The sequence below is a fragment of the Burkholderiales bacterium genome (genome assembly GCA_036262035.1).
Lineage (GTDB): Bacteria > Pseudomonadota > Gammaproteobacteria > Burkholderiales > SG8-41 > JAQGMV01.
The window spans coordinates 268,682-285,998 of the sequence record DATAJS010000015.1 but is presented as its reverse complement, the minus strand read 5'-3'; the positions used below and the strand labels follow the sequence as shown (position 1 = coordinate 285,998).

At 66.8% G+C, this 17,317-nt stretch carries 19 protein-coding genes; 4 read left to right on the top strand and 15 right to left on the bottom strand.

Going from position 1 to position 17,317, the window contains the following annotated elements:
• Positions 1-64 precede the first annotated feature (64 nt).
• Together VHP37_19945 and VHP37_19940 are read right to left on the bottom strand one after the other, a co-directional pair.
• Positions 65-982: a carboxymuconolactone decarboxylase family protein gene (locus VHP37_19945; GenBank protein HEX2828637.1), complete on the bottom strand. Its 918-nt coding sequence runs from the start codon at positions 980-982 to the stop codon at positions 65-67.
• 111 nt (positions 983-1,093) lie between these two features.
• Positions 1,094-1,516 (bottom strand): VOC family protein, encoded by a 423-nt coding sequence (locus tag VHP37_19940; GenBank protein ID HEX2828636.1) that lies wholly within the window; start codon positions 1,514-1,516, stop codon positions 1,094-1,096.
• 87 nt (positions 1,517-1,603) lie between these two features.
• On the opposite strand from VHP37_19940, the gene VHP37_19935 reads away from it, so the two are divergent.
• A complete protein-coding gene (locus VHP37_19935; GenBank protein ID HEX2828635.1) occupies positions 1,604-2,578 on the top strand; it encodes a peptidyl-alpha-hydroxyglycine alpha-amidating lyase family protein in 975 nt (324 codons plus the stop codon).
• Between the two features lie 54 nt (positions 2,579-2,632).
• Here VHP37_19935 and VHP37_19930 read toward each other — a convergent pair whose 3' ends face one another.
• The 10 genes from VHP37_19930 to VHP37_19885 all read right to left on the bottom strand — a co-directional run bounded on the left by VHP37_19930 (position 2,633) and on the right by VHP37_19885 (position 10,916).
• Positions 2,633-3,592, bottom strand: a complete 960-nt coding sequence (locus tag VHP37_19930) for a tripartite tricarboxylate transporter substrate binding protein (protein HEX2828634.1) — start codon at positions 3,590-3,592, stop codon at positions 2,633-2,635.
• 28 nt (positions 3,593-3,620) lie between these two features.
• Positions 3,621-4,808 (bottom strand): enolase C-terminal domain-like protein, encoded by a 1,188-nt coding sequence (locus VHP37_19925; GenBank protein HEX2828633.1) that lies wholly within the window; start codon positions 4,806-4,808, stop codon positions 3,621-3,623.
• Between the two features lies 1 nt (position 4,809).
• Positions 4,810-5,736: a tripartite tricarboxylate transporter substrate binding protein gene (locus VHP37_19920; protein ID HEX2828632.1), complete on the bottom strand. Its 927-nt coding sequence runs from the start codon at positions 5,734-5,736 to the stop codon at positions 4,810-4,812.
• Between the two features lie 65 nt (positions 5,737-5,801).
• Entirely contained in the window at positions 5,802-6,893 is a 1,092-nt protein-coding gene (locus VHP37_19915; protein ID HEX2828631.1) for a hypothetical protein, read from the bottom strand.
• On the bottom strand, positions 6,893-7,138 hold the full coding sequence (locus VHP37_19910) for a hypothetical protein (GenBank protein HEX2828630.1): 246 nt from the start codon (positions 7,136-7,138) through the stop codon (positions 6,893-6,895). Before VHP37_19910 ends, VHP37_19915 begins: the two co-directional genes overlap by 1 nt.
• Positions 7,139-7,159: 21 nt before the next feature.
• Complete coding sequence (locus VHP37_19905; GenBank protein ID HEX2828629.1) at positions 7,160-7,444, bottom strand: hypothetical protein; 285 nt, start codon at positions 7,442-7,444, stop codon at positions 7,160-7,162.
• A 127-nt stretch (positions 7,445-7,571) separates the two neighbouring features.
• Positions 7,572-8,549: a tripartite tricarboxylate transporter substrate binding protein gene (locus VHP37_19900; GenBank protein ID HEX2828628.1), complete on the bottom strand. Its 978-nt coding sequence runs from the start codon at positions 8,547-8,549 to the stop codon at positions 7,572-7,574.
• Positions 8,550-8,578: 29 nt separating this feature from the next.
• Positions 8,579-9,247 carry a GntR family transcriptional regulator gene (locus VHP37_19895; GenBank protein ID HEX2828627.1) on the bottom strand — a complete coding sequence of 223 codons (669 nt, stop codon included), beginning with the start codon at positions 9,245-9,247 and terminating at the stop codon, positions 8,579-8,581.
• A gap of 105 nt (positions 9,248-9,352) precedes the next feature.
• Entirely contained in the window at positions 9,353-10,144 is a 792-nt protein-coding gene (locus VHP37_19890; GenBank protein HEX2828626.1) for an SDR family NAD(P)-dependent oxidoreductase, read from the bottom strand.
• Position 10,145: 1 nt separating this feature from the next.
• Positions 10,146-10,916 (bottom strand): SDR family oxidoreductase, encoded by a 771-nt coding sequence (locus tag VHP37_19885; protein ID HEX2828625.1) that lies wholly within the window; start codon positions 10,914-10,916, stop codon positions 10,146-10,148.
• A 60-nt stretch (positions 10,917-10,976) separates the two neighbouring features.
• Between VHP37_19885 and VHP37_19880 the strand changes: the two genes are divergently transcribed.
• From VHP37_19880 to VHP37_19870, 3 genes are read left to right on the top strand one after another with little or no spacing between them, the layout of a single operon-like run.
• The gene (locus tag VHP37_19880) at positions 10,977-11,579 is read left to right on the top strand and encodes a DUF2889 domain-containing protein (protein HEX2828624.1); all 603 of its coding nucleotides are present in this window, start codon (positions 10,977-10,979) and stop codon (positions 11,577-11,579) included.
• Between the two features lie 24 nt (positions 11,580-11,603).
• On the top strand, positions 11,604-12,569 hold the full coding sequence (locus VHP37_19875) for a tripartite tricarboxylate transporter substrate binding protein (protein ID HEX2828623.1): 966 nt from the start codon (positions 11,604-11,606) through the stop codon (positions 12,567-12,569).
• 46 nt (positions 12,570-12,615) lie between these two features.
• A complete protein-coding gene (locus tag VHP37_19870) occupies positions 12,616-13,518 on the top strand; it encodes a hypothetical protein (protein ID HEX2828622.1) in 903 nt (300 codons plus the stop codon).
• 15 nt (positions 13,519-13,533) lie between these two features.
• Here VHP37_19870 and VHP37_19865 read toward each other — a convergent pair whose 3' ends face one another.
• From VHP37_19865 to VHP37_19855, 3 genes are read right to left on the bottom strand one after another with little or no spacing between them, the layout of a single operon-like run.
• Positions 13,534-14,871 (bottom strand): MmgE/PrpD family protein, encoded by a 1,338-nt coding sequence (locus VHP37_19865; GenBank protein HEX2828621.1) that lies wholly within the window; start codon positions 14,869-14,871, stop codon positions 13,534-13,536.
• Positions 14,871-15,833, bottom strand: coding sequence for a tripartite tricarboxylate transporter substrate binding protein (locus VHP37_19860; GenBank protein HEX2828620.1), 963 nt, complete (start codon positions 15,831-15,833; stop codon positions 14,871-14,873). The genes VHP37_19865 and VHP37_19860 overlap by 1 nt, the downstream gene beginning before the upstream one ends.
• A gap of 23 nt (positions 15,834-15,856) precedes the next feature.
• Positions 15,857-17,299, bottom strand: a complete 1,443-nt coding sequence (locus tag VHP37_19855) for a bifunctional 2-methylcitrate dehydratase/aconitate hydratase (protein ID HEX2828619.1) — start codon at positions 17,297-17,299, stop codon at positions 15,857-15,859.
• Positions 17,300-17,317: the final 18 nt, after the last annotated feature.

Here is a 17,317-nt window from a genome sequence, read left to right as displayed (position 1 = left end):
CCCGACAAGTCTTTGCCTTTCCTTTGCGTCCTTTGCGTCCTTTGCGGTCAATCGCTTTTGACCTTCAGCCCGCCAGCTCACCGGCGCGCCCAAGCTCCTTCGCCACGCGTTCGACGACGCGCACCACCTGCACCGTCGTCGGCATGCCGCAGTACGCGGTCGACTGCACGCACACTTCGAGCACTTCACGCGGCGCCGCGCCGAGCAGCATCGCGCCGCGGATGTGGTTCTCGAGCTGCACCGGCTCGTTGAGCGCGAGGCAGATGCCGACCATCATCAGCAGCCGCGTGCGGTCGTCGACGATCTGCCGCGGGTACATCTCGCCGTAGATGAAGTCGAACCAGAGCTGGAGGTAGTGCGGGTCGATGCGGTCGTAGTTGTTGATGGTGTCGTTGCTCTGGTGGTTCTGGGTGCGGATGCGCGTGCTCACGCCTTTCCAGCCGTACTTCTCCAGGATGCGCTCGCGCCACGCGGTCTCGTCCGCCGATTTCGCCGCCGGCCACTGCTTGCGCTCGGCTTCCAGAGAGCGCTCGGGCAGACGCCCTTCCAGCGGCAGCTGTGTCTCGGTGAGCTCGCTCAATCGTCCGAGCTTTTCGATCACTTGCACGCAGAGCTTCGCGCCGCGCCCCGCTTTCACGTAACCGATGTAGACGGTCGACTGCAGGATGATCTCGAGCACTTCGCGCGGCGTCGCGCCCGCAGCGAGCGCGCCGGGGATCTGGCGCTCGAATTCCTCCATCTCGCCCATCGCGAGGAACTGCGCGACCGACACGAGGAGCCGCGTGCGCTCGTCGAGACCTTTGCGCGTGAAGAGGCCCCCGTAAGTGAACTCGAGCCACGAGCGCGCGTAGTGCTGGTCGACGCGGTCGCGCCATTCGAGCTCTTCGACGAAGTCGTCGGGCCGGAGCTCGAGGCCTCTGTCGATCGCGGCGGGATCGTATTTCTGCTTGAGCTTCGCGATGCGCCCGTCTGTCGTAGTCATTCGAGTCCTGTTTTCGTGCGCCACGAGATCGCTTCGTCGCCTTCGGCTCCTCGCGATGACGTCATTACGAGGAGCGATAGCGACGAAGCAATCCCGGAACGTCCGTCAAAGTCACGCGTGTGCCGGCGTCTTCGGCAACTCGGCGAGCTCGATCAGACAGCCTTCGGTGCCCTTGGGATCGAGATACGCGATACGACAGCCGGCGTGGCCGATGCGCGGCGTCTGGTCGATCAGCGGCACGCCCTTGGCCTTGAGCTCTTCCAGCGCTTCGTCGATGTCTTCGACCTCGAAGCAGATGTGGTTGATGCCCGCCTTGCCGTCGTCGCACATCTTCGCGAACTTGCTGTCGGGCTCGATGCCGGCGAGCAGCTCGACCATCGATTCGCCGACGGGATAGAGCGCCAACCGATGCGGCCGCCCCGGCGTGTGCTCATAGGCATCGAGCTTGATGCCGAGGACGTTCTCCCACAAATTGCGGCTCGCTTCCAGATTGCGGACTACGACGCCGACATGCTCGATGCGTTTGATCTTCACCGTCCCCTCGCTCGCTCCGTTGTGTGCTTGCCACGAAACACTAAACACTTAACACTAAACACTCAACACTTCATCGGAGGGGGAGCCATGGCCATCTCGTATTCCGTCGTCGAAGGCTGGGAGCAATTGCCCAAGGGGTTCGCGCATCGCGACGTCGCGGGCGTGGCGGTCGACCAGGAAGACCGCGTCTACCTCATGTGCCGCGGGGACCACCCGGTGATCATGTACGACAAGGAAGGCAACTTCAAAGGCTCGTGGGGCGAAGGCGATTTCTCCTATCGCACCCACGGCATCTACGTGGCGCCCAACGGCACCATCTTCTGCACCGACGACGGCCAGCACACCGTCCGCCAGTTCTCGCCCGACGGCAAGCTCCTCATGACGATGGGCACCAGGAACACGCCGTCGAACACCGGCTACGACGGCAAGAACCTCGACACGATCACGCACGGCGGTCCTCCGTTCAACCGGCCGACCAACGTCGCGATCGGCGCCAAGGGCCAGATCTACATCACCGACGGCTACGGCAACGCGCGCGTGCACATCTTCTCGCCCAAGGGCGAGCTGGTGCGCTCATGGGGCGAGCCCGGCAGCGGTCCGGGCCAGTTCCACCTGCCGCACGGCATCGCCGTCGACGCCGAAGGCAAGGTGTACGTCTGCGACCGCGAAGCCGACCGCATCCAGATCTTCAGCCCCGAAGGCGAGTTCTTGAGCGAGTGGACCGACACGCAGCGCCCGACCCATCTGTGCTTCGATTCGAAGGGCAATGCCTACGTCACCGAGCTTGCATGGCACGAAGGCGACCACAACTATCGGGAAGGCGAGAAGATCAGGAAATATCGCCAGGCGCGCATGAGCATTTACGACAGGAACGGCAAGGTGCTCGCGCGCTGGGGCAATCCCGACATGACCGAGCCCGGCAGCTTCGCCGCGCCGCACGGGCTTGCGCTCGATTCGAAGAACGACCTCTACGTGAGCGAGGTGACGTGGACCTTCGCGGTCAGCCGCGGCCGCGCGCCGGAAGATTGCCACACCTTCCAGAAGTTCTCCCTCAACGCCTAGAAATCCGGGTCAGAGTCAGATTTCGATCGACTAATGTGACTCTGACCCGGATTTTCATTCGGGTTGGATTTTGGCGGCTTTGATGACTTTCGCCCAACGCGCGAGGTCCTCGCGGTGATACGCCGCGAGGGCGTCGGGCGTGCTGCTCGCGGCGTCGGTGCCGAGATCCGCAAAGCGCTTCTTCACGTCGGGTGACGCGAGCGCTTTCACGGTCTCGGCGTTGAGCTTCGTCACGACCGCTTTCGGCGTCGCCGCGGGCGCGAACACCGCATACCAGTTCACCACCTCGTAGCCCGGCATGCCCGACTCGATGAACGTCGGCATCTCGGGCATGAGCGGCGTGCGCTTGGCGCTCGTCACCGCGATCGGCCGGATCCTTTTATCGCGCACCATCGTCAGCACCGACGAGATACCCCCGATGTACATGTCGACCTGTCCGGACGCGAGCGCGACCAGCGCGGGACCGGCGCCTCGATACGGCACGTGCACGACGTCGACGTGCCCGAGGCTCTTGAAGAGCTCGCCGGCCAGATGCGGCGTGCCGCCGACACCGCCCGACGCGTAGTTCAGCTTGCCCGGGCTCGCTTTCGCGATCGCCACCAGCTCTTTGACGGTGCGCGCCGGCACCGACGGATGCACCGCAAGCAGGCTGGGCGCCGTGCCGGCGAGGCTCACCGGCGCGAAATCGCGCGACGCGTCATAGGGCAGCTTCGCGTAGAGGCTCGGGTTGATCGCGAGCGAAGACGTCCCCGAGAAGAGCAGCGTATAGCCGTCCGGCGGGGCCGACGCGGCGAGCGCCGTGCCGGTGCTGCCGCCCGCGCCGCTGCGATTGTCGACGACGACCTGCTGGCCGATCTGCTCCGACAGTTTCTGCGCGACGATGCGGCCGAGCACGTCGTTCGGTCCGCCCGGCGCGAACGGCACGATCATGCGGATCGGCTTGACGGGAAACTCCTGCGCGACCGCGGGCGCGACGGCGGCGGCGAGCACCGCCGCGATGGTTTGCTTCAGCACGGCAACTCTCCTCGGAGGCCTGTAGATCTTATCCGCCGTCGGTCACGCGACGGCTGCCGCTCGCATCGATGACCAGGTGCTCGAGCGCGTACTTCGCGATCGCCTTGCGGTCGACCTCGAAGCCGAAGCCCGGCCCCGGCGGCAGGTTGCAGCGGCCGTTCTGCGCATCGATGGGGCGGTTGCTGATGATGGGATGCTCGTTGACCGACGGCAGGCCGAGGATGAACTCGGCGCCGAACGCGTGGTTGGGGATCGTGACGCACAGGTGCGCCGCCGCGATCGCCTCGATGTAACTGCCGTTCGCGGTGCCGGCGCAGTTCGCCTGGAGACCTGCGGCCTCTGCGATCACCGCGACCTCGCGGCAGCGCCTCAAACCGCCGCACTTGTACCACTTCACCGCGAGGACGTCGGCGGCGCCGTGCTGAACCACGCGCATCGCGTCATCGAGCGTCCACACCGATTCGTCCGCCATGATCGGGACCGTGACGCGGTCGCGAATGCTGCGCATGTCGGCGAGCGAGCCGCGCGGCACCGGCTGCTCGAAGTACGCAAGCCCGATGTCGTCGAAGCGGTTGGCGAAACGAACGGCGTTCGGCACGTCGTAACAGGTGTTGGCGTCGACGCCGAGGCGCACCTTCGTCCCCAGCTCCTTCTGGATCGCTGCGGCGACGCGGATGTCGAGCTCCTTGCGCTCCAGCGGCCCGATCTTGATGCAGACGTACTCGACGCTGTGCTTCTCGACCGCGCGCAGCGCTTCGGAGACCATCACCTTCTCGTCGTCGAGACTGACCGACCATTCGAGCGGGATCTCGTCACGGCACGCGCCGCCGAGGAGCGTGTGCACCGGCACGCCGAGCGCGCGTCCGACGAGGTCGTGCAGGGCCATGTCGATCGTGGCGAGCGTCGCGGGGTTCGGCGGCAGGCGCGCTTCGCACGCGCGCAGGTTCGCCTCGATCTGCATCGCGTCGCGGCCGATCAGCGCCGGCGCGTAGTAGTCGCGGATGTTGGTGAACATCCCCGCCGCGGTCTCGGGGACGAATGGATTGATCGGCCGCGCCTCGCCCCAGCCGACGAGCCCGCCGGCGCGTATGCCGACCATCACAGGGCGTCCGCCCCAGCCGCCCTTGTCGCTGTAGACGTACGCGCCCGTCGACATGCGCCGCCGGTGCGACGGCACGATGTCGAGGCCGACCACTTCGATCGCTTCGATCTTCATGTCAGTCGATCTTGATGTTGCGCGACTTGATGACCTTCGCCCACTTCGCGCGCTCGGTGCGCATGTAAGCGTTGAAAGCCGCGGGCGTCATGAGCGCGGGCTCGGCGCCCTGCGCGCGGATGAAGTTCTGCACGTCGGGCATGTCGAGCGCCTTCGCGATCTCGTCGTAGAGGCGCTTGACGATCTGCGGCGGCGTGCGCACCGGTGCGACGATGCCGGACCACGATTCGACTTCGAACCCGGGCAGTCCGGCTTCCTTCGCAGTCGGCACGTCGGGCAGCGACGCCACGCGGTGCGGACTCGCGACGACGAGCGGCCGCAGCTTGCCCGACTTGACGAGCGGCATCACCGAGCCCGCGGCCTGGCAGACGACCTGCGCTTCGCCGACCGCGAGCGCGGTGATCGCTGCGCCGGCGGACTTGTAAGGTACGTGCGCGAGCTCGATTCCTGCCAGCGATTGAAAAAGCTCGCCGCAGAGGTGAGGCGTGCTGCCGGTGCCCGCCGATGCGAAGTTGAGCTCACCCGGTGCGCGCTTAGCCAGCGCGATCAGCTCTTTCAGGTCCTTCGCCGGCACGCTCGCGCCGACGACGATCAGCGACGGCGAAGTGAAGACGCGCGCGACGCCGGTGAGCGTCGCAGCCGCGTCGAAGCCGGTGTTGCCCAATGCGGGCGCCACCGCCATGGTGGTCGTGTAACCGACTGCCAGCGTATAGCCGTCAGGCGCCGAAGTCGCGGCCGCTCGCGTTCCGATCTGGCCGCTCGCTCCGACGCGGTTGTCCATGACGACCGGCTGTCCGAGCGCGGCGGCGAGCTTCTGTCCTACGGCGCGCGGGATCGTGTCGTTGGTGGACAGCCCCGCCTGCACGGGGATGATGAGGCGGATCGGACGATCGGGGTAGTTTTGAGCTGAAGCGGAAAGCGTCGCCATAGCCGCTATCAAACCTACCCCCACCCTAACCCTCCCCCTGAGGGGGAGGGAACAGAGTAGTGGGATCATTCCCACGTCCAGTCGATCTTCTTGGTCGTCATCTCGCCGTGCATCGAGTTGACCATGACGCACTGGCTGATCGGCGGCGCCCAGCCTCCGGCGACCATGATCTGCAGGTGGTGCTCGTCGATCATGCACGGGACCATCTGATCGTCGTTGTCGACGTCGGCGATCTTGGTCCAGTGCCACGTCGCGGTAGCCGACTGGCCGCCGGTGCGCTTCAGATCGCGCACCGGACGCTTGCTCATCTCGAGCAGCGTGTCGCGGAACCTGGTCTTGTCGTAACCCGCGGCCGCGAACACCGAAGCCGCCTGCGGGTTGATGACGAGCAGCCGCTGCATCGCCGCCTGGAACTGGCCGAGGTTGGTCAGCACCTCCTTGGCGACGTAGAGGTTGTTCTCGATCGTGTTCGCGCCGGTGCCGAAGTTGAACTGGACGTGCGTGCCCGACGGATACATCGAGACCGCGCTGTCCTCGGGCTTCAGGCCGTTGGTCACATGGATCGGCTCCCACGGATTGTCTTCCTCGGGCGGACGCTCGGCGACGAGATAGCAGTAACGTCCGGGATGGCCCATGGTCGCGTGCGACATCTGGCCGGGACGGCCGAGGCCGATGTTCCACAGGATCAGGCGCACTGCACGGCCGATCGACGAGTTCACGCGGTTACCGGTGCCGACGAACGCGCCTTCGCCGAAGTTGAAGCCGAGCTTCTTCACCACGGGGCCGCTGACGATGACGAGCGGGCACGGCCCGCCGGTCGTGCACTGCACGCGCATCAGCTCGAACACCGGGTCGAGCATCGCTTCGACCGCGGTGATCACCACCGGCAGGTACTCCGGCAGGCAGCCCGCCATGGCGGCGTTGATCGCGATCTTCTCGATCGTCGCCACCCCTTCCCCCGGCGGCACCACGCCGAGCACCTCCTGCGGATCGCGCTTGAGGTAGTCGAGCATCGCGGTGACCTTCTTCTCGGTCGGCGGCAGCACCGGCAGACCGTCGGTCCAGCCGTTCGCGTACGCGTGCTCGGTGAACGCGTCGATGTCGTCGAAGTCGAAAGCCCTGGACGCGATCTGGAGCTTCTTGTCCGCTGCGCCCATCACGATTCTCCTTTCGCGCCGCATTGCTCGATGAGTATCTCGGTCACCTGTTCGGTGACGTTCTCGGCTTTCTTCTGCACGAAGTCCGCCGGATCTTTGGCCGGGAGGTCCTGATCGTAGATGAGGAGCGGCGCGTCGGGCATGCCGAGCTGCACCGCCTGCATGCGCGCGAGCTTTTCGAAAGGCTTGTGAACCAGACCGACCGCGGGAATGCCCTGCTGCACCATATTGACCGTGTCACGCACGGTAGCTGATGTGCACGACCCTCAGGCGCCTACCCCCACGAACGCATAATCCACTTTCCCGGCGAAGTCTTCGATGTCCTTCGCGGGCGCGGGATTCCAGCTGCTGTTCTTGTAGAGCCGCACCGGATCGCCGGAGAACTTCTTGAGCACCACTTCCTCGAACACCGGCCAGAACTTCACCGACGCCGCGTGACGGCCCCACAACAGGCCCACGCGCTTGCCATGCAACGATTCGACGCCTTTCAGCGGTTTTCTTTCCGCGGGCTTGTTGATGTCCGCGAGCGGGTCCAGCACTCTCAGTACCATGATCGACCTCCTGAAGTAACAGTAGTCATCGCGAGGAGCGAAGCGACGTGGCGATCTCGTGGCGCACGTTACCGAGCGTCTCGGGATTGCTTCGTCGCACCGCTCCTCGCAATGACAGTCTAGGTTTTCATTCCACCCGGGCGCCGGTGTCCTGCACGACCTTCGCCCACCGCGTTCTTTCGGAGCGCACGTAAGCCGCGAACTGCTCCGGTGTATTGGTCTCGGGATCGGCGCCGAGATCGATGAGTCGCTTCTTGACGTCGGGCGCGGCGACGATCTTGCGCACCTCCGCGTTCATCTTCGTGACGATCGCTTTCGGCGTTCCCGCGGGCAGGAACACGCCGAACCACGAGCTCACGTCGAAATTGGGGACGCCCGATTCCATGACCGTCGGCACGTCGGGCAGCACGCCCACCCGGCCCTTGCTCGTCACCGCGATGGCGCGCAGGCGATTCGACTTCACGTGCGGCATGAGCGCGACCACGCCGGTGATCATCGCCTGCACCTGTCCGCCGACGAGCTCGGTGATCGCGGGCCCGGTGCCTTTGTAGGGCACGTGGCGGATGTCGATGCCGGTCGCGCTCTTGAAGAGCTCGAACGTGAGATGCGGCGAGCTGCCCGGTCCGGCGGAGGCGTAGTTGAGCTGGCCCGGCTTCGCCTTCGCCAGCGCGATCAGCTCTTTCACGCTCTTCGCCGCCACCGACGGATTGACCGCCAGCAGTTGGGGCGACGAGACGACGAGCGACACGGGCGCAAAATCCTTCACCGCGTCGAAGTTGAGGTGCTTGTGGAGCGCGGGGTTCACCGCGTGCGTCGTGATCGAGCCGAGCAGCACGGTATAGCCGTCGGGCGGAGACTTCGCGGCCATCTCGGTGCCGATCACCGCGCCCGCGCCGGGACGGTTGTCGACGATGACCTGCTGGCCCCACGCTTCGGAAAGACCCTGTGCGACGATGCGCGCGACCACGTCGGTCGTCCCGCCGGGCGGGAACGGACAGATCATCCGGATCGGCTTGGTCGGATACTGTTGCGCGTGCGCGCCGACGCTCGCGAGCGCGCAAACGGCCGCGGCGCTCAGCCGCGCGCAGGTGTAGCGCAGATTCATTCTGGTTTCCTCCTCGTTATCGTGGTGATTCAGGCAGCGGTGTCGCGCTCCCGCAAGCGGCGGATGAGCACCGCGGCAGACCGCTGCACGTGTTCCATCATCGCGGCGCGCGCGGCATCGGCGTCGCGCTCGTAGAGCGCCTTCAGGATGCGCCGGTGCTCGAGCACCCGATCGGGGTCGTAGTCGCCGAGCGCAGCGACGACCGCCCGAAAGCGCGCGATGCGTGCGTTGAGACCCGCGAGCAGCGAGACCAGCGGGGCGTTGCCGCACTCGCGCATGATGACGTCGTGGAACTGCTGGCCGGTCGCGATCGCGCCGCGCGCGCTGCCGCTCTTCACCGCCGCGTCCATCGCTTCGACGCTCCGGGTCATGGCGTCGAGGTCGACGGTACGCAGCAGCGGCGTCGCGAGTCGCGCGGCAAGCCCTTCGAGGTCGGCGCGGACCACATAGAGCTGCTCGAGATAAGCGATGTCGAGCGCCGCGACTCTCAGGCGGCCGCTCGGCAAGCGCTCGATGAAGCCTTCGTGCTCGAGGCGCACCAGCGCTTCGCGCACCGGGCTGCGGCTGGTGTCGAAGCGCAGCGCGAGCTCCGGCTCCGACAGCTTCTGGCCCGGCTCGAGCGCGCCCGAAAGCAGCGCGTCGCGGATCTCGCGATACGCCTCTTCAGCGAGGGATGGCCGGGGGACAGTGTCGGGCACGGCAGGTTTTCCGGAACAGCCGACAATCATACAAAACTGTCGACAGATTCACCGAAAGGTATACGGAATGGCTGCCCGCGTCAAACGAGGCGCGTTATTCCTACGTCATCTCGGCCGCTCGAACAATCGCATCTGCCCGCCGTCGATCGGCAGGTCGATGCCGGTGACCCAGCGCGACTCGTCGCTCGCGAGATAGACCGCCGCGTGCGCCACGTCCCACGCGGTGCCGGCGGTCCTGAGCGGGATCGCGGCGCGGCGCTTCTCCAGCACGTCCGGCCCCTGCAGCGCGACGATGAGCGGCGTCTCCACCATGCCGACGACGATGCAGTTCACGCGGATGCCGTCGGCCGCGTGGTCGGCGGCGAGCGCGCGCGTGAAGCCGGAGAGGCCGGCTTTGGCGGTCGAATACGCGACGAGGCTCGTCTTGCGGTCGAAGAGCCCGATCATGCCGGCGAGCGAGGAGACGTTGACGATGGAGCCGCCGCCCTGCGCGATCATGTGCGGGATCACGTGCTTGCAGCAGAGCATCGCGCTGTTCAGGTTGAGCTTCATGGTCGCGTCCCACAGGCTCTCGTCGAGCTCGGTCACGCGCCCGCCGCCCTTGTTGCCGCCGACGTTGTTGTGCAGCACGTCGATGCGGCCATGGCGCTCGACGGTCGTCGCGACCATGCGCTTCACGTCGTCTTCTTGCGCGACGTCCGCGACGCACACGATGCACTCGCCGCCTGCCGCGTCGATCTCGCGCTTGAGCTTGTGCGCGCGCGCCTCGGAGCGGTTGACCAGGACGACTTTCGCGCCTTCGCGCGCGTAGAGGATCGCGGCCGCGCTGCCGTTGCCGACGCCTTCGGCCTGGGGGGCGGCGCCGGTGACGATCGCGACTTTGTCCTTGAGTCTCACGTCAGAACGCGAAGCGATACATCCCGCCGTCGACGGGAATCACCGTCCCGGTGACGTAGCTCGCCAGCGGCGAGGCGAGAAAGATCGCGAGATTGGCGAGCTCTTCGGGCTCGCCGAAACGGCCCATCGGGATCTCCTCGCGCGCGAACTCGAGCTCGGCTTCGAGCGTCGGATAGCGTTTCGAGATCTGCTCGCTGCGGATGCGGCCGGGCTGTATGCAGTGGATCGTCACGTTGTCCTTCGCGACCTCGCGCGACAGGCCCTTGGCCCAGGCGTGGACCGCCGCTTTCGCCGAGAACGCGGCGTTCATCATCCTCGGCTCGGACGTGCCGGTGAGATTGACGACGCGGCCCCAGCGGCGCGCCTGCATCTGCGGCAGCACCGCGTGCGTGAGCTCGCGCAGGCGCAGGAAGTTGAGCGTGAGCGCTTCCATCCACTGCTCTTTGGTGCCCGCGTCGCCGAGCGGGCGGCTGCCCCCCGCGGAATTGATCAGGATGTCGACGTGGCCGAGCGCGTCGAGCGCTTTCCCCGCGAGCGCTTCGGCCGCGCCCTCCGGATAGAGGTCCGCCTCGATGACGACGGGCTCGGCGCCGCCTGCGGCGCGAATCTCCGCGGCGACCTCGCGCAGGATGCCGACGCGGCGCGCCGCCATCGCCACGCGCACGCCCTGCGCCGCGAGGCCCCTGGCGATCGCGCGCCCGATGCCCTGAGAAGCGCCCGTGACGAGCGCGGTGTGACGGTCGAATTCGAAGTCCATGGTGAGCGCGAGCATAGCATCCGATCAGCTACACTCGGCCGTCAGCAGTCAGGCAACCGAAGAATCCGGACGATCATGGAACGACAAACCAACGCAGCGCCTTCGACCGGCCTGCCCCGCGCCGCCGCGCGCACCCCGGTGCACACGCGCACCGTCGTCTTCCGCGGCTACCACCGCGAGGACGGCCTGTGGGACATCGAAGGCGAGATGACCGACACCAAGTCTTACGCGCACGACACGTCCGACCGCGGGCTGCTCCAGCCCGGCGATCACGTGCACGGCATGGCGATCCGTCTCACCGTCGACGACAGGATGAAGATCGAGCAGGTCGCGGTGACGATGCCGTCGACGCCGTTTCCCGAATGCCAGCCGTCCAGGGAGCCGCTGCAGGCGCTCGTCGGTCGTACGCTCGGCCGCGGCTGGCGCAAGACGATCGAAGAGGCGATGGGCGGCATCCGCGGCTGCACCCACCTGCGCGAATTGCTCTTCAACATGGCGACGGCTGCGTACCAGACGATCCCGTTGTATCGTCAGCGGCTGCGCAAGCTCGCGGGCCTGCCCGACCCGGTACTGAAACGGCCGCCCCCGCACATGGGGAAGTGCCTGGCGTGGGACTTCAACGGCCCGCAGGTCGCGCGCAACAAGCCGCAGTTCGCGGGCTGGACCGAAAACAAATAGACGACACCGAGGAGGTGCTGTCCGATGCGTCACGCAATGTGCAGCACCTTGTCAGGTCTCCTGCTCTCCGCGGCGCTCGCCGCTTCGGCGGCAGGCTATCCCGAGCGTCCGGTGCGTTTCATCGTGCCTTTCGCGCCGGGCGGCACCAACGACGTCATCGGGCGCATCGTCGCCGACCGCCTGTCCGCGAAGCTCGGCCAGCCGTTCGTCGTCGACAACCGCGCGGGCGCGAACAGCGTCATCGGCTCGGAGATCGTCGCGCGCGCGGCGCCGGACGGTCACACCCTCGTCATCGTCGCCGCGGGGTTTGCGGTGAATCCGAGCATCGTGCGCAAGCTGCCGTTCGACACGCAGCGCGATTTCGCGACCATCGGCACCGTCGCCGGCGGGCCGTACATCCTGGTGGTGCATCCGTCGGTGCCGGCGAAGACCGTCGGCGAGCTCGCCGCCTGGGTGAAATCGAAGCCCGGCGGCGTGAACTACGCATCGACCGGTATCGGCAGTCCGCCGCATCTCGCGGCCGAGCTGCTGCGCATCGCGGCCGGTCTCGACCTGCAGCACGTGCCGTACAAAGGCGGCGGCGCGGTGATGCCCGACCTCCTCGCGGGGCGCGTGTCGATGTTCTTCGGCTCGATCTCGACGACGAGGGCGTCGTTGCAGAGCGGCAAGCTGCGCGCGATCGCCGTGACGACGCTCGCGCGCTCGAACGCGATGCCCGACGTGCCGACGTTCGCCGAATCGGGCCTGCCGGCCGTCGAGGTGAACGGCTGGTACGGCATGCTCGCGCCCGCGCGCACGCCGCGCGCGAGCATCGCCGCGCTCAACGGCGCGCTGCGCCAGGTGCTCGAGGAGGCCGACACCCGCGCGCGCTTCGCCGCGAGCGGCCTCGACCCGCTGCCCGGGTCCCCCGAAGAGTTCGCGGCGCTCGTCAGCCGCGAGATCGTGAAATGGGCGAAGGTGGTGAAAGCTGCCGGCATCAGGCCGGAGTAAGCGTCGCTCAGAACAACCTCGATAGATTCCAGGGAAAGGAAACTTCATGGCTCGAACGGATACCGAACGCTACGATCAGGCGCTGGCCTATATCAGAACACACGTGTCGGACGCCCTCGCGAACGACATCCTTCTCAAGACGGGCGGACAGAAAGCGAAGTACGGCGGCCTGCTCTCGCTGGCCTGGTACGGCTTCGACAAGGTCGGGACCAAATCCCAGCACATGGCCCTGCGCGGCCTGCTGTTGTGCCAGAACGCCTATCTCGACATCAAGAAATACGAGTACCCGGTGAAAGACAAGACCGCCACCAACATGCTCGGCAAGAAATGCAAGAACACGATCGAGTATTTCAAGAACAAGGCCGAGACCGACATCCGGGAAGCCATCCGCAGCTATACGCGCCTGCCCGACGTCTCGCTGGGGCAGTTCGCGCAGACCGCCCGCGACATCAAGGACATGGCCGGCGATTTCCAGTTACGCTCGATAACGCGAGCCGAAACCGGAAACTGGGGCGGCACCACGAACTGTTACGGCGCGGTGAAGATCTGGCTGTTCAAGTCCGGCTTGTGCTCGCTGCAGTGGATGCTGACGGAAGGGGAGCAGCTCAACGCCTATACCTGCAATCAGATCATCGGCGACGGCGACGTCGTGGCGGATGACGACATCGACGACATCCCGGAAGGCATGGTCTTCAACATCCACGACTCGGTCACGCCGGCGATCTGCCACTGGGGCGTGTCCCTCGGCGGAGGCTACGCCGCAGCGTCCAACACCACGGCCGGCGGGATGAGCAGGAACGGCCCCATCTTCGTGGACTTCCAGAGCGGGAACTCGTCCTACGGCATCTTCAAGCTGAAGAGCTCGGTCGACGTGTGCAGGACGATCTACAAATCGGGGGAGGTCTATCTGAAGATCACCGATCCGCTGAAGAGCAAGGCGTATTACTGACCTTCGGCGGCGGCTTCATTTCGTAGTGCACAGCGCGGCCAGCGTGCCGGCCTCGTACAGCGTTTCCAGGCGCGCGACCGCGTCGATCACCTCGCCGGCCCGGGCCGGCGGCAGCACGCCGGCGGTGAGCGCGCGAAACTTCTCCTCGAGCCGGGGCCCGCGCATCGGGTTCTCCAGCGTGCCGGTCGCGTGGGCGACGCGCTCGGTGTAGCTGCGGCCGTCGTCGAGCGTGACCGTGATCTCGCAGGCATCCTGCGCGATGCCCGCGTCGCCGGTCACCGCGATCTTCGAGCGCAAGCGCGCGACCTGCGCGTCGCTCGCGCGCGCATCGGTGAACTGCTCGGGATACGCGGCGCCGTCGATCAGCGCCGCCGCCATCGCGTGCTGGAACGAGAGCCGGCTTTCCAGGCCCGAATCCGGATCGGGCCTGCTCTCCAGCGTGATCGCGAGCGGATTGACGCGGCCGGTCACGCTCGAGATGCGGTCCGCGCTGACGCCGGGCTTTTGTCTCAATGCCCTCATCGCGTCGACCATCGCGTGCGCGAGGATGCCGCACGCGTACGGCTTGAACGCGTTGTCGAGCAGGAACCAGCGATCCTTCAGACCCTCGGTCGCAGCGTCGAGCGCCGCACCCGGCGCGAGCGCTTTGACGAAGCCGTGCTCGCCTTCGAGGATCGACGTCGACGACGTGAAGCCTCGCGCCGCCATGCGCGCCGCGAGCAGCCCCGACTGCGCGGCGCGTCCCGGGTGAAAGGCTTTGGTCATCGTGCCGAAGGTCTCGCGCAAGCCAGAGCCTTGCGTGCCCGCGAGGCCGAACGCGCGTGCGGTCGCATCGCCGTCGAGGCCGAGCAGGCGCGCCGAGGCGGCCGCTGCGCCGAAAGGACCGACCATGCCCGTCATGTGCCACACCGCGCCGTGACGCACCGCCTGCACCAGATGCGCGATGCGGCACGCGACCTCGAGCCCGAGGGTGCACGCGACGAGAAAATCGCGGCCGCTCGCACGGCGCTGCTCGGCGAGCGCGAGCGCGGCCGGGATCGTCGGCGCGGACGGATGGAACACCGTCGGCAGGAAGGTGTCGTCGAAATCGTCGAGGTGCGCGAGCAAGCCGTTGGCGAGCGCGGCGTTCTGGACCGTCGTCTTCGCGCCGAAGCCGAGCACCGACGCCTGGGGATGACCGCCTTCTTCCTCGATGAGATCGAGCACGATGCGCGCCGCATCGTCGCGCGTCGCGTGCAGCGCGACGCCGAGCAGGTTGAGCACGCAGTGCTTGGCGTGGCCGAGCACATCCGCCGGAATCTCGTCGTCGCGCGTCTCCTTGACGAAGCGCGCCAGCTCGAGCGTCGGCGACATCACTGGGCCTGCGCGCCTACCGCCTTCACGACCGGCGCCCAGCGTGCGATCTCGCTCCTGATGTAAGCGCCGAATGCTTCGGGCGTGCTGGTCAGCGGATCGGCCCCGCCGGCGGCGAGGCGCTCCTTCACGTCGGCGCCGCTCAGCGCCTTGTGCAGCGCCGAGTTGAGCGCGGCCACGGTCTCGCGCGGCGTCTGTGCGGGAACCGCCACGCCGTACCACTGCGTCGCCTGGAAACCCTTGACGGTCTCACCGACCGTCGGTACGTCCGGCATGATCGCAAGGCGTTTGGCGCTGCCGACCGCGAGCACGCGCAGCTTGCCGGCGTTGATGTGCGGCACGAGCGGCGTCAGCCCGGTGATCATCATCGAAGTCTGTCCGGCGAGGAGATCGACCAGCGCCGGTCCGGCTCCCTTGTACGCGACATGCGTGATGTCGACCTTGGCGAGCAATCCGAAATACGCGCCGGCGAGATGGGACGCGCCGCCCGTACCGCCGGACCCGTAGAGCAGCTGTTTCGGACGCGCTTTCGCGAGCGCGACCAGCTCCGCGACGTTGCGCGCCGGCAGCGCCGGATGCACGACCATGGCGTACGGAATGTCGGCGACGAGCGAGACCGGCGCGAAGTCCTTCACCACGTCGTACTTGAGCGCCGGATACAGCGTCGGGTTCACCGCGAAGATGCCGATGTGTCCCAGCAGCATGGTGTAGCCGTCGGGCGCGGAGCGGGCGACCGCTTCGCTGCCGATCGTTCCACCCGCGCCGCCCCGGTTGTCGACGATGACCTGCTGCCCGAGCAGCGCGGTGAGCTTCTGTCCGAGCAAGCGCGCGAGGAGATCGGTGGGGCCCGACGGGGCGAACGGGACGACCATGCGCACCGGCTTGGTCGGATACGTCTGGGCATGCAGGACGCCGGCGGCGCAAGACAGCGCCGCGGCGCTCAACAGTACGACAGGTTTCACTCGCTACTCCTCGATATCTCTTGTTATCGCTCGACGAGCCCGTCGACGAACGCGTCGACAGGCGTCGCCTCGAACCGCGCCTGGTCGGCACACAGCTCGATCAGCGTGTCCGCGGATGCGCCGAAGCGGCGGGTCACGTTGCGCCGGAACTTCGCTTCGATCATGGGAAAGCCCTCGTCACGCCGCCGCGGGTGCCCCAAGGGATACTCGATCCCGATCGGCCCGATCCGGGTGCCGTCCCTGAAGACGATCTCGAGCGCGTTCGCGGACGAGCGCTTGTCGGGATCGTAGAAGTCGCGCGTGTAACCCGCATCCTCGACGATGCGGATCTTCTCGCGCAGACGATCGATCGCGGGATCGGCGGCGAAGTCGTCCTGAAGGTCGGGCGAGGTCAGGCGGCCGAAGAGCAGCGCGACCGCGACGACGTACTGCGCGCAGTGATCGCGGTCTTCGGCGTTGTGCAGCGGCCCGCGCTTGTCGTTGATGCCGATCATCGCTTCCTGGCTGCGGATGGTGATCGACTCGATGTCGTCGATACGGTCCTGCACCTGCGGCCGCAGCTTCAGCGCGCACTCGACCGCGGTCTGGGTGAGCATGTCGGCCGGCGCGAACTTGTAGAGGATGTTCTCAATCACGTAGCTGCCGAAAGGCCGCTCGAACTCGAACGTCCTGCCGTGGAACAGCGCCTCGTAGAAACCATGCTTTTTCGCGGTCAGCACCGAAGGGATAGCCATCGCGCCGCGCAGCGCGAGCAGCGCGAGCTGGACGCCGCGGCTCGTCGCGTCGCCGGCCGCCCAGTTCTTGCGGGTCCCGACGTTGGGCGCCTGCCGATACGCTTTGAGCGTGATGCCGTCAGCCCACGCGTTCGACACCGCGCTGATCACGTGGTCGCGCGTCCCCCCGAGCATGCGCGTGATCACCGCCGCGGAGGCGACGCGAATGAGCGCCGCGTGATCGCAGCCGATGAACGTGAAGCTGTTGCGGATGGCGATGCCGCCCTGGATCTCGTATGCCTTGATCTGCGCGGTCAGCACGTCGCGCATCGTCAGCGGCGGCTTGCCTTCATGCCGATGCCGGCGCGACAGGAAATCGGCGGTGGTGAGGATCGCGCCGAGGTTGTCCGACGGATGCCCGCGCTCGGCCGCGAGGAAACAGTCGTTCGAATCGAGCCAGCGGATCATCGTGCCGAAGTTGAACGCCGCGCTCACCGGATCCAGCTCGAAGCGCGTGCCGGGCACGCGCGCGCCGCGCTCGATGGAAACGCCCGGCACGACGGGACCGAGGAAGCGGAGGCACTCCGGATAGTCGAGCGCTTCGAACGCGCAGCCGAGCGCGTCGTTGAACGAATAGCGCGCGGTGCGATAGGCGGTCTCGCTCGCGACGTCGTGATCGCACACGTAATCGGCGATGTCGTCCAGCACCGCGTCGGGCAGCGGGCGGATGTTGAGATCGGTTTCAGTATTCACTTCGGTTCTTTCACCATG

Bases quoted from the DNA above. Each gene is read 5' to 3' on its own strand.
- VHP37_19945 (HEX2828637.1), bottom strand. From the start codon at position 982: ATGACTACGACAGACGGGCGCATCGCGAAGCTCAAGCAGAAATACGAT.
- VHP37_19935 (HEX2828635.1), top strand. From the start codon at position 1,604: ATGGCCATCTCGTATTCCGTCGTCGAAGGCTGGGAGCAATTGCCCAAG.
- VHP37_19925 (HEX2828633.1), bottom strand. From the start codon at position 4,808: ATGAAGATCGAAGCGATCGAAGTGGTCGGCCTCGACATCGTGCCGTCG.
- VHP37_19920 (HEX2828632.1), bottom strand. From the start codon at position 5,736: ATGGCGACGCTTTCCGCTTCAGCTCAAAACTACCCCGATCGTCCGATC.
- VHP37_19915 (HEX2828631.1), bottom strand. From the start codon at position 6,893: ATGGGCGCAGCGGACAAGAAGCTCCAGATCGCGTCCAGGGCTTTCGAC.
- VHP37_19905 (HEX2828629.1), bottom strand. From the start codon at position 7,444: ATGGTACTGAGAGTGCTGGACCCGCTCGCGGACATCAACAAGCCCGCG.
- VHP37_19900 (HEX2828628.1), bottom strand. From the start codon at position 8,549: ATGAATCTGCGCTACACCTGCGCGCGGCTGAGCGCCGCGGCCGTTTGC.
- VHP37_19885 (HEX2828625.1), bottom strand. From the start codon at position 10,916: ATGCTCGCGCTCACCATGGACTTCGAATTCGACCGTCACACCGCGCTC.
- VHP37_19880 (HEX2828624.1), top strand. From the start codon at position 10,977: ATGGAACGACAAACCAACGCAGCGCCTTCGACCGGCCTGCCCCGCGCC.
- VHP37_19875 (HEX2828623.1), top strand. From the start codon at position 11,604: ATGCGTCACGCAATGTGCAGCACCTTGTCAGGTCTCCTGCTCTCCGCG.
- VHP37_19870 (HEX2828622.1), top strand. From the start codon at position 12,616: ATGGCTCGAACGGATACCGAACGCTACGATCAGGCGCTGGCCTATATC.
- VHP37_19865 (HEX2828621.1), bottom strand. From the start codon at position 14,871: ATGTCGCCGACGCTCGAGCTGGCGCGCTTCGTCAAGGAGACGCGCGAC.